This window comes from Azospirillum brasilense (assembly GCF_008365405.1).
Lineage (GTDB): Bacteria > Pseudomonadota > Alphaproteobacteria > Azospirillales > Azospirillaceae > Azospirillum > Azospirillum brasilense_D.
The window spans coordinates 265139-276173 of the sequence record NZ_QOKV01000005.1; the positions used below are offsets into that span (position 1 = coordinate 265139).

Below are 11035 nucleotides of genomic sequence, written 5' to 3' on the forward strand. Positions count from 1 at the left end.
GGATGGGCCGCGCGACGAGGTCCGGACGCGTTTCGGGCGTTCGGCAAAGCCGGATCAGGGACGGACAACCACACACCCCACATTCTGGGACTTGAGCTGGGCGCAGACCGACTTGGCGCGCTCCTCGTCGAGGCCGACGCCCTGGATGCGGTAGAAGATGCCCTTCTCGCCCAGATCGGCCTTGGCGACCTGCATCGACAGCCCGCCGAGCGCCGCGCCGTAGCGGCTGGTCAGGCGTTTCCATTCCGTCGAGGCCTCGGCCTCGCTGCGCACCGCGGCGAGCTGGACGCGCCAGTTTCCCCCACCCGACGCCTTCGCCGGAACGGGGGCCGGCTGCGGAGCCGGGGCGGCGGCCACCGGCGGTGCGGGCTGGGGCTTCGCGGGTGCCGCAGCAGGAGGTGTCTGGGCCTGCGGCGGAGCCGGAGCCGGCTTGGCCGCCGGCGGCGGAGCCGGAATTGCGGCTACGGCGGGCGGCGGGGCCGGAGCGGCGGCGGGCGGCGCAGCTCCCTCCCCGTCCTGGCGCGGGACCGTGGTGGTCGAACCCGGCGGGGGCGGCGGCAGTTGGGCCACCGCGGGGGCCTCCGGCAGGGTCGGCGACGGAGGCACCTGGGGAGCGACGACCGGCCGCGGCAGCGGCTCCTCCGGCGGCGGCAGCAGGCGTTCGATCTGTGACTTCGACCCGCGGTCGTTCAGCCGCTCGTACACCAACTTGTCCTGGTGCGGCACTTCCATGCCGCCGGGCTGCTCCGGACGGGCCTTGGTCGGCGCGCTGTCGGCCATCAACAACGGCGGGCCGCCGTCCGGCGTGCTCTGCCCCTTGCCGCTGTAGACGACGACGATCGCGCCGGCGAAGGCCACGATGCCGACCACCGCCAGACCGAGGCCGAGCAGACCGCGCCGACCTCCCCGCTGCGGCGGCGTGCCGTAGGGATCGCTGGCGTGGTTGACATCGCCCTCATACCTCATGACCGCATTTCCTCCACCGGTTCCACGCCCATCACGGCGAGACCGGAGGCGATCACCGTGGCGACCGCGCTGACCAGCGCCAGACGGGCCACCGTCACCTCCTCGTCGCCGTCGATCAGGAAGCGCAGGCTGGTGTCGTCGCGGCCCTTGTTCCACAGGGCGTGGAAGTCGCTGGCAAGGTCGTAGAGGTAGAAGGCCACGCGGTGCGGCTCGTGCGCCTCGGCGGCGGACTCGACCAGACGCGGCCAGGTCGCCATGCGCTTGGCCAGCGCCATCTCCTCCTCGCTGTCGAGACGGGCAAGGTTGGCCTTGGCGGCCAGCGCCGCCAGCGACAGGTCGGCCCTCGGCAGCGCCGTCGCGGCGTGGCGCAGGACCGAGCGGCAGCGGGCGTGGGCGTACTGCACGTAGAAGACCGGGTTGTCCTTCGACTGCTCGACGACCTTGGCGAAGTCGAAGTCCAGCGTCTGGTCGTTGCGCCGGGTCAGCATGATGAAGCGGACGACGTCGCGGCCGACCTCCTCGATCACGTCGCGCAGCGTCACGAAGGTGCCGGCGCGCTTGGACATCTTCACCGGCTCGCCGTTCTTCATCAGATGGACGAGCTGGCACAGCTTCACGTCCAGCGACGCCTTGCCCTCGGTGATCGCCGTGGTCGCCGCCTGCATGCGCTTGACGTAGCCGCCATGGTCGGCGCCCCACACGTCGATCTGCAGGTCGAAGCCGCGGCGGTGCTTGTCGTAGTGGTAAGCGATGTCGTTGGAGAAGTAGGTGAAGGAGCCGTCCGACTTCTTCAGCGGACGGTCGACGTCGTCGCCGAAGTCGGTGGACTTGAACAGGGTCTGCGGGCGCGGCTCCCAGTCGTCGGGCTTCTTGCCCTTCGGCGGCTCCAGCACGCCGACATAGATCAGGCCGCGGTCCTCCAGCGCCTTCAGCGCCGTGTCCACCGCCCCGGCCTTCACCAGCGCGCGCTCGGAGCTGTAGACGTCCATGCGGACGCCGAGGACGCCGAGGTCCTCCTTGATCCATTCCATGATGGTGGCGATGGCGAAGTCGCGGCAGGCCGGCAGCCAGTCGGCCTCGTCCGCGCCGACCCATTTGTTGCCGTCCCGCTCGGCCAGGGCCTGCCCGACCTCCTTCAGATACTCGCCGGGATAGAGGCCCGCCGGAATCTCGCCGATGTCTTCGCCCAACGCCTCGCGGTAGCGCAGGAAGGTGGAGCGGCCCAGCACGTCGACCTGGGCGCCGGCGTCGTTGATGTAATATTCGCGGCTGACGGCGTAGCCGGCCTTCTCCAGCAGCGCGGCCAGCGCGTCGCCGAAGACGGCGCCACGGCCGTGGGCCGCGTGCAGCGGGCCGGTGGGGTTGGCCGACACGTATTCGACGTTCACCGGACGCTGGCCGCCCAGCGCGCTCTCGCCGTAGGCGGTGCCGGCGGTCAGCACGTCGCGGATGCGGTCGCGCCAGACGTCGGCTGTCAGGCGCAGGTTCACGAAGCCCGGACCGGCGATCTCGGCGCTCGCCACGTCGGGGCGGGTCTTCAGCTTCGCCACCAGCAGCTCGGCCAGGGCGCGGGGCGGCTTGCCTGCCGGCTTGGCCAGGATCATCGCCGCGTTGGTCGACAGGTCGCCGTGCGCCGCCTCGCGCGGCGGCTCCACCGTCAGGCGCGCGGTGTCGAGCCCCGCCGGGATCTGGCCCTCGGCGGCCAGCTCGTCCAGCAGCTTGCGGATGTCGTTCTCGAAGACCTTGAAGATGTTCATCGGTTCAATTCTTGCTTTAGGTCTGGGCCGGTTAGGTCTTGGCCGTTCAGGTCTTGGCGTCCATGTCGAACAGGCGGGCGTATTCGGCGAGCGCGTAGCGGTCGGTCATCCCGGCGATGTAGTCGGCGACCAGCCTCGCCAGCACTGTCCGGTCCCCGTGCCCGCCCTGTCTGGCGATCTCCTCCTGCCATTGCGTCGGCAGGGTGTTCGGCTCGGCCAGGAACAGGTCGAACAGGGCGGTGACCACCCGCTTGCACTTGCTCATTTCCCGGTTCACCCGGTAATGGCGGTACATGCGCTGTTTCAGGAAGGCGCGCAAGGGCCGCTGCGCCTCGACCATCGCGGGGGAGAAGCTGACGACCGCCTCCGGCAGGGCGCGCAGCTCGGCGGCGCTGCCCGGACGGTGGCGGTCCAGCCGCTCCCGCGTCTCGGCCAGCAGGTCGACGATCATGTTGTTGATCATCCGCCGGATCGTCTCGTGGATCAGGCGGGAGCGCTCCAGCCCCGGATAGCGGTCGCAGACCTGCCGCACCACCGGGCCGACCAGCGGCAGCTCCGCCACCTCGTCCACCGTGAACAGGCCGGCGCGCAGCCCGTCGTCGATGTCGTGGTTGTTGTAGGCGATGTCGTCGGCCAGGGCCGCCACCTGCGCCTCGGCGCCCGGGTTGGTGTGAAGCTCCAGGTCGCAGCGCTCCTGGAAGGCGGCCAGGGTCGTCGGCAGCCTTTCACCATCGCGAAGAGGCAGCAGCGGGCCGTTGTGCTTGACCACGCCCTCCAGCGCTTCCCAGGTCAGGTTCAGCCCGTCGAAATCGGCGTAACGCCGCTCCAGCATCGTCAGGATGCGCAGCGTCTGGTCGTTGTGGGCGAAACCGCCATAGGGCGCCATGCAGGCGTTCAGCGCGTCCTCTCCGGCATGGCCGAATGGGGTGTGGCCGAGATCGTGGGCGAGCGCCACCGCCTCCGCCAGATCCTCGTTCAGCCCCAGCGCGCGGCTGATCGAGCGGGCGATCTGCGCCACCTCCAGGCTGTGGGTCAGGCGTGTGCGGAAATAGTCGCCCTCGTGATAGACGAAGACCTGCGTCTTGTACTTCAGCTTGCGGAAGGCGCCGGAATGCACGATGCGGTCGCGGTCGCGCTGGTAGCACGAGCGCGTCGGGCTTTCCGGCTCCGGGAACAGCCGGCCGCGCGTCTGTGCGGGGTCGCAGCCATAGGGCGCCGGGCGATCCTGGAAGAAGTCCGCCGTCATGGCGCGGACACTACCGACGCAAACCGCGCTGTGCAACGGCGAAGGCGGAGACCCGCCGAGACATCCGGCAGCCGCAAGCATGCATTCGGGCACAGGCGAACCGCAGGTCAGGCATGAGTTCGCCGGACATGCCTTTGACGAAAGGCGGACGCACCCTTACATTCGTCATCGTGTCGTCTGTCCCGCGAAACACCCCCGCGAAACACCGAGGTCCGTCCCATGCCCGACACCGCCCTTCCCGCCACCGCGCAAGAGGGTGCGCGCGTTCTCGCCGTGTCCGACAGCGCCGCCAAGCGCGTCGCCTTCCTGATCGAGCACGAGGGTGACCCGGCCCTGATGCTGCGCCTGACGGTGTCGGGCGGCGGCTGCTCCGGCTTCCAGTACGGCTTCGCCTTCGACGCCACGGCGAACGAGGACGACCATGTCTTCGAGAAGAACGGCGTGAAGGTCGTCACCGACGACGCCTCGCTGGACCTGCTGGCTGGCTCCACCCTCGATTATGTCGAGGACCTGATGGGGGCCGCCTTCCAGATCAAGAACCCGAACGCTACGGCCTCCTGCGGCTGCGGCAACTCCTTCGCCGCCTGACGGGTCCTTTTTTCCCCCTGGCCTTTGCCGAACAAGAAGAACACGACGTGAAGATCGCCACCTGGAACGTCAACTCGGCGAAGGCCCGCCTTCCGCTGATCACCGACTGGCTACGCGCGGAGTCCCCGGACGTCGCGCTGCTCCAGGAGATCAAGTGCGAGACCGCGGCCTTTCCCCGCGCGGCCTTCGAGGAACTCGGCTACCACGTCACGCCGGTGGGGCAGAAGTCCTACAACGGCGTGGCGTTCCTCTCCAAGGAGCCGCATGAGGATGTGCTGACCCGCCTGCCCGGCGAGCCGGAGGACGAGCAGGCCCGCTATGTCGAGGCCACGGTGGGCGGCGTGCGCATCGCCTCGCTCTATCTGCCCAACGGCAACCCCCTCGGGACGGAGAAGTTCGCCTATAAGCTCCGCTGGATGGACCGCCTGCACGCCCACGCCCGCGGTCTGCTGGAGCAGGAAATCCCTTTCGTCCTGGGCGGCGACTACAACATCATCCCGGAGCCGCGCGACGTCTTCGACCCGGTGGCCTTCGCCGGCGACGCCCTGTTCCAGCCCGAATCGCGGGCGAAATTCCGCGCCCTGCTGAATCTGGGTCTGACCGAAGCCTACCGCGCCCTTCACGACGACGACCACGCCTACACATTCTGGGACTATCAGGCGGGCTGCTGGCCGCGGGACCTGGGGTTGCGCATCGATCACTTCCTGCTATCCCCGCAGGCCGCCGACCGTCTGGTGGAGTGCCGCATCGACCGCCGACCGCGCGGCGCGGAAAAAGCGTCCGACCACACGCCGGTCCTGCTCGATCTGCGCGACGGGTCAGACATTTCTTAAATTTTTTCACGGATCCTCAAGGCCGACTCGGAAACCGAGCGAGCGTCCATCCGCGGGGAGAGGCGGCAAGACGATGGTCTGGGGACAGGACAGCGGCCGCAGAGCGATCGAAGAGCTGCTGACGGCCATCGAGCAGCAGGCCGGCGAAGCGGTCGCACTGGGGGCGCGCGCGCAGCGCGACATTGAGGAAGACCGCTTTTCCTCGTTCCTGGGCTTCCGCCGCAAGGTGGAGGAGGTGCGCGCCCTCGTCGCGCTGACGGAAGAGCGCCTGACGACCGTCAACACGGCGAAGCTGTCCGACCTGCGCACGGAGTTCGAGCGGATCGACCTTCTCCTGACCGGCCTGCTGGCCCGCGCCACCCGGAACTATTTCGAACGGATGCGGGAGGATCAGGCGCTCCCCATCGGCGCCCGCGAACTGTTCGAACCGGAGTTGAAGATCATCGAGGAGATGCGCACCAAGCTGGACCGTCCGCACTATGCGGGGCGTGTGTCGGCCACGGTGATCGAGGATCTGGAGGCGACCGGCGTCATGATCCGCAAGGTCATCAGCCGCGCGCCGAGCCTGCCCGACTTCTCCGACTCCCCAACGCCGCCGAAGCCTACGAAGCGACTGTCAAACTTGGGGCGCCCGATCCGGATGTGACGCCGTCATGATTAACGTTGGGGTTCGTTGCATAGCGGGGCTCAAAAGCGAGTTGACCCCGGAACAGGGACACGGCATGTTCCCCCCGCTTCCGATCCGCAGCAAGCGGAGAGCCGAGATCAGGCTCCGATTTGGGGATCAGAGCGGGGATCAGCAGGCGATGGTCCCCGAATGCGCAGGGCGCCGCTCCTGATGCATTGCTTTGGATGGGTGGCCGAGCGGTTTAAGGCTCCAGTCTTGAAAACTGGCGTGGGGGCAACTCCACCGTGGGTTCGAATCCCACCCCATCCGCCAATTCCTTCTTCGCCGAATTTCGCTGAACCCCGCCAAACCCGCATGTTTGCTGGCTTTTAGCCCGGCACCTCCTTCGCCAAGCATCGCCCTTGACCGCCGGAAGCCGCCCCCTGATGATGGGTAGGATAGCGGGTAGCGCCTCGTACCCATCACCGCCATCCTGACGCTGCTCCGTTACCCATCAAAGGATACCCATCAACACGGGGCTAACCTGCTGATCCGGAGCAGAAAATGCCGAAAAAAGCCGCCGGCCTAACAGCTCGAAAAGTTGAAACGATTCGGACCCCTGGCCTCTTCGCCGATGGCAATGGCCTCTACCTCCAGGTCACCGCCACGGGGGCCAAGACCTGGATTTTCCGCTACTCCATAGGCGGGAAGCGAAGGGACATGGGGCTGGGCTCGACTACCGTTGTCAGCCTCGCGCAGGCCCGAGACAAGGCCGTAGAAGCGAAGAAGGTCGTAGCGGCGGGAACTGACCCGCTCGAAGCCAGGAAGGCTCAGGAGGCCGCGCGAGCGCTGGAGGCGGCCCGTGCCGTGACATTCAAAGAGTGCGCGGCCAGCTATATCGAATCCATGCAGGCCGGATGGAAGAGCACCAAGCATGGGGCGCAATGGACGTCGACACTCGAAACCTATGCCTATCCGTTGATCGGGAGCCTACCCATCAACGTCATCGACACCAACCTCGTGCTCAAGGTTCTGGAACCGATCTGGACCACCAAGACGGAGACGGCCAGCCGGGTCCGTGGGCGCATCGAATCGATTCTCGACTACGCCAAGGTCCGCGGGCATCGGTCCGGCGAGAACCCAGCCCGGTGGCGCGGCCACCTCGACCACATCTTGCCCGCCAAGAACGATGTGGTGAAGGTCGAGCATCACGCCGCCCTGCCCTACGCCTCGATGCCGTCGTTCTGGCCGAAGCTCCAGGTTCAGGACGGCATGGGAGCGCGGGCGCTGGAACTGGCCATCTTGACCGCCACACGAACCAACGAGGTTCTGGGCGCGAAATGGTCTGAGATCGATGTGGAGAGGCGGGTTTGGATCATCCCACCAGAGCGGATGAAGCCAGGTGTCGAACATCGGGTGCCGCTGACGGAACCGACCCTCGCACTGCTGAGGAAGATGGGCGCGATCCGGAGGGGAGAGCTGGTGTTCACCGGGCAGACCAAGGACCGCCCGCTTTCCAACATGGCGATGAACATGACGCTCCGCAGGATGAAGCTGGACGTCACCCCTCATGGATTCCGCAGCACGTTCCGGACCTGGGTTGCCGAGAAGACCCATTTCCCAGACGACGTGGCGGAGGCAGCGTTATCCCATACACAGGGCAACAAGGTGGTGGCCGCCTATCAGCGCGGGGATCTGTTCGAAAAGCGGCGCCTGCTGATGCAGGCGTGGGCACAGTTCGTTACCGGCTTGGACGGGAAAACCGAACAGGCCGATGGGTAGCGCCCCACCGTGGGGCAAACCCCTCTCCTCCGTGAAGCCGGTTCTTGCCATCGTGGCAAGAACCCCTTGGTTCAGACGACCGGTTCCTGAAAAGTCAGGAGCCGGCGCAACTCCCTCAAAAGTGAGGGAGCTGATTTTGTTCCGTTGTGGGATATCCCGGCACGGTCCCCACTCGATTCCGCTTGCAGCCTTCCTTGCCCCATCGGCTCGCAGCCAGGGTGTCCGCACTATGGAGCCCCCTCTCGCAGCCGCCGGCCATGGCGACGGGGAAGCCGCCACCGCCCCTTCACCGAGCTGAGGGGCAACCCATTGGCCGCCCAGCGAACCCGGTCAACGGCCGTTGCCGATCCGTCGCCACGGTCGATGGATCGGGTGCCGCACCGTCACGGACGGCGGTGTAATCCGTCACGAATCCGTTCACAATCCGTGACGGACTCACAACGGACAGCTTGCACCTCGATCACAGTCCATCGTCATGCCCGTGAGCTTGCCGGCCCTGCCCAGGCCGGCGCTGCGAGCGTACCGAATGTCACAGACCAGCCGGCGCGTCATGCCCGGCCGGCTTTTCTATGCGAGGTAACCATGAGCAAGCTCGAACCGCTGCGCCCGGCCGTCGAGGTGCTGGACCTTCGCCTGTCGGAAGGGACCGGGCAGACGCTGGCCATTGCCGTCGTTCAGGTGGGGCCGGTGGAGATCCGTAACGTGTGGGTGACCGACCGGGACGGGCGGCTGTTCGTGCGGCTGCCGGGCACCCTCATGAGGAAGCGGCTGAAGCCGGCCGTCTGCCTTGATGAGCCGGTGTTTCTGGAGCTGGTAGACTCGGTGCTGGCGGAGTACCGGGTGGCGACCGGGGCGGACCCGTGGGGCGACGTGCGATCGGCATCGAGGCCGCCCTTGCGAGTCGGCTGAGAGTTGGGTAGTGCCTCAGTTTGAATTCCGTTTGTAGGCGAACGCAGTGCAAAGGGCGCTCCCATCGAACCACGCGTTCCTAATCGAGCCGCGCGTTCCTATATGCTTAGCGGAAAGCATGGAGACGCTGAGTATGGGCACGCGAGAAACCTACACCGAAAAGCTGGCATGTCCCAAGTGCGGGACGACGGGTTCCGCGAAGCTAGAGGAGAACGCAAACCCTCTGCATCGCGGCAACCGACTGGACCGTAAGGTCATCGAGATCAATGGACCCTTCCAGGCAGAACCAAAGCTTGATGCTCCTATTCGCTGCGCGCAGTGCGATGCCGTCGTGCTGGACTGAGAGGATCGCATGCCTAAAGGACCACAGGGCTAGCAGCGCCCCGGTGACGTGATCGGGGCGGCCATCATGGTTGCCAAGATCGCAACCGGTGAAGCGGGCCGTACAAGAAGAAGACCACGGAGACGGCAAAGTGATCCGCCGCGCTTCCTCCCAGCGCCAGAAGCCGAAAGGGGTCGCCGTCACACCGACTGCGGCCCCTTCGGATTCTCAGCCCCGAAAATTCAAACTGAGGCACTACCGAATCATCTGCCTCATGAGGGTTGCCCACCGACAGCCGGCTATGGCCGTGGGCCGCATCCTGGCCGGCGATACCGGCCCGAGCATCTACAGCACCGAGGAACGCCCTGACGGGTTCCTGATGATCTGAGGTGGACCATGGCCGCGAGAATGAAGCTCCCCCCGCCACGCCCGCTGGCGCAGATCTACGCTGCTGACGCAACGCCGGTTGAGGTGGCTCACCTGCGCTCAATGCTGCCCCGGCTTGTGACGGCGCGGAACCGTGGCGAGCCGGTGGGCGAGTTGCTGAAGCACGTCGAGGCGCAGCTTGCGATTCTTGACGCACGATGAGGGGCAGGGAGAGGGCCTCAACAGTACCGACGAGAGGCCGGAGGGGTTCTTGGTGGTGTGAGAGGGGGCGATCGGAGTGGGCATTCACCTTGGTCAAAGCTCGCGCATCCAAAGCGCGCGATTCGGTACCACAGCGATCCGATGAAGCTGTCGTGTAATGGCTTGGGCACATACGCGCATATTCAATTACCCCAGGGAATCGCTTGTCGGACCCGAATCTGGGTGGATTAGGGGCGATGATCTTGCCTTTCCAAGAGTATGTGTGGAACACGAGAGTGATTTCTCGTCTCTTGGGATGCCCTCTATGATCATTTCTCTTGATGCCTATGTCGTGCGTGTTCGAGAGGTTCGCAAGAATTCTGCGAAGCCACTAGGCTTCTACGACGGGAAAAGTTCGTTATTAAACCGTGTTCATGGCTATATGAACCGGTTTTCGAGTAAATTCGTTAGAATACCGTATTTAGAGAAGTCCATAAAAGTCGAGAAGCTGAATATAAATGGCGACGAACTCCGCGGTGTGATGAAGGTTGGGCAGTTTGGATTTGCTGGCGATATCATTGATACTCAAACCGGCGACACCGTCTATGAAAAGAAAAAAACTGACGCTGATCCAATTCCCTATTTTTTTCATTAAGATTGCCGCCAAAGGGAGATCGGGGGATACTTGTCCTGCAGCGATCGGGTCTTGGTGGCATTAAGAGCCTTTTTGACCTTGTGGTTGTTGACCGCTTTGCTGCAGACCACAATGGATTGATTATGACTATCAATCCTTTAACGCCCCATGAGGTGCTGAAAGACTATATTCAGAGAGGCCGCATAGACGAGGTATCGCTTGTGCGGCATTCGATCGCTTCGGACATCGCAGACCAATTTGGAGGGGCTTCTTACGAAGAGGCCGGAGCTATAGAAATTAGCATAAAGCCGAAAAGAAGAGGATTTTTCGATAAAGACGGAATTATGGAGGTTCTGGAGGGCGCTCGCGACATCAAATCGCTTTATGATCTCCATGACTTCCATTATGATACGATTAAGACTAAGGTAGTCGTTGACGGTGTTACTCGGACGTTTGATATTGTGCAGCCGAAAAGATTTCGAGCCTCTGTCAATGTGACGCGTGACGTGAGTGTGGGAGCGGATGGGCACCCTGATTACAACAGCTTGGTCATCGTCTCTGACTCGGTAATTCGCGGCATGGCGCGAAAGGCGGGGATAGTGTTATGAGTGCAAAAATAAATGCGTGGTGCATAGTTCAAGATCACCTTGATACATTAAACGATGAAAGCAATCAGAAGCGATCAGCTTCTGATATTGGTGATTGCTCACCGGGCTGGCTGAGCGGGTGCCGCCAGCTGGGCGTTGCGCGCATTGGGGGTGGTTGGCGATGCCGGTGTTGCGTTGCGCGGCCGGACATGAGTCAAAGGCGGGATGACGGTTCCG

12 protein-coding genes and 1 tRNA gene are annotated in these 11035 nt (G+C 64.6%); 9 read left to right on the forward strand and 4 right to left on the reverse strand.

The window, feature by feature from the left end; all coding sequences use genetic code 11:
- Window positions 1–54 precede the first annotated feature (54 nt).
- Genes DS837_RS11605 through DS837_RS11615 form a run of 3 tightly spaced genes read right to left on the reverse strand, consistent with a single transcriptional unit; the run spans window position 55 to window position 3969 of the window.
- Window positions 55–966, reverse strand: coding sequence for an SPOR domain-containing protein (locus DS837_RS11605; RefSeq protein WP_149164878.1), 912 nt, complete (start codon window positions 964–966; stop codon window positions 55–57).
- The gene (gene argS / locus DS837_RS11610; RefSeq protein ID WP_149164879.1) at window positions 963–2723 is read right to left on the reverse strand and encodes an arginine--tRNA ligase; all 1761 of its coding nucleotides are present in this window, start codon (window positions 2721–2723) and stop codon (window positions 963–965) included. The genes DS837_RS11605 and argS overlap by 4 nt, the downstream gene beginning before the upstream one ends.
- Window positions 2724–2769: 46 nt before the next feature.
- On the reverse strand, window positions 2770–3969 hold the full coding sequence (locus DS837_RS11615; RefSeq protein WP_149164880.1) for a deoxyguanosinetriphosphate triphosphohydrolase: 1200 nt from the start codon (window positions 3967–3969) through the stop codon (window positions 2770–2772).
- Window positions 3970–4188: 219 nt separating this feature from the next.
- On the opposite strand from DS837_RS11615, the gene erpA reads away from it, so the two are divergent.
- The 9 genes from erpA (at window position 4189) to DS837_RS11660 (ending at window position 10819) form a co-directional block, all read left to right on the forward strand.
- Window positions 4189–4557 carry an iron-sulfur cluster insertion protein ErpA gene (gene erpA, locus DS837_RS11620; protein WP_145623718.1) on the forward strand — a complete coding sequence of 123 codons (369 nt, stop codon included), beginning with the start codon at window positions 4189–4191 and terminating at the stop codon, window positions 4555–4557.
- 47 nt (window positions 4558–4604) lie between these two features.
- On the forward strand, window positions 4605–5390 hold the full coding sequence (locus DS837_RS11625; protein WP_149164881.1) for an exodeoxyribonuclease III: 786 nt from the start codon (window positions 4605–4607) through the stop codon (window positions 5388–5390).
- 73 nt (window positions 5391–5463) lie between these two features.
- The gene (locus tag DS837_RS11630; protein ID WP_149164882.1) at window positions 5464–6036 is read left to right on the forward strand and encodes a hypothetical protein; all 573 of its coding nucleotides are present in this window, start codon (window positions 5464–5466) and stop codon (window positions 6034–6036) included.
- 204 nt (window positions 6037–6240) lie between these two features.
- A tRNA-Ser gene (locus DS837_RS11635) sits at window positions 6241–6330 on the forward strand.
- Between the two features lie 231 nt (window positions 6331–6561).
- Window positions 6562–7779, forward strand: coding sequence for a tyrosine-type recombinase/integrase (locus DS837_RS11640; RefSeq protein ID WP_149164883.1), 1218 nt, complete (start codon window positions 6562–6564; stop codon window positions 7777–7779).
- Between the two features lie 582 nt (window positions 7780–8361).
- Window positions 8362–8688: a hypothetical protein gene (locus DS837_RS11645; protein ID WP_149164884.1), complete on the forward strand. Its 327-nt coding sequence runs from the start codon at window positions 8362–8364 to the stop codon at window positions 8686–8688.
- 118 nt (window positions 8689–8806) lie between these two features.
- Entirely contained in the window at window positions 8807–9031 is a 225-nt protein-coding gene (locus DS837_RS11650) for a hypothetical protein (RefSeq protein ID WP_149164885.1), read from the forward strand.
- An 871-nt stretch (window positions 9032–9902) separates the two neighbouring features.
- Window positions 9903–10232 (forward strand): hypothetical protein, encoded by a 330-nt coding sequence (locus DS837_RS11655; protein ID WP_149164886.1) that lies wholly within the window; start codon window positions 9903–9905, stop codon window positions 10230–10232.
- An 80-nt stretch (window positions 10233–10312) separates the two neighbouring features.
- Entirely contained in the window at window positions 10313–10819 is a 507-nt protein-coding gene (locus tag DS837_RS11660) for a hypothetical protein (RefSeq protein WP_170295834.1), read from the forward strand.
- On the opposite strand, the gene DS837_RS32375 is transcribed toward DS837_RS11660, so the two are convergent.
- On the reverse strand, window positions 10814–11035 hold a 222-nt coding region (locus DS837_RS32375; protein WP_211102190.1), incomplete at its 5' end, for a hypothetical protein. The two genes, DS837_RS11660 and DS837_RS32375, sit on opposite strands and share 6 nt — an antisense overlap.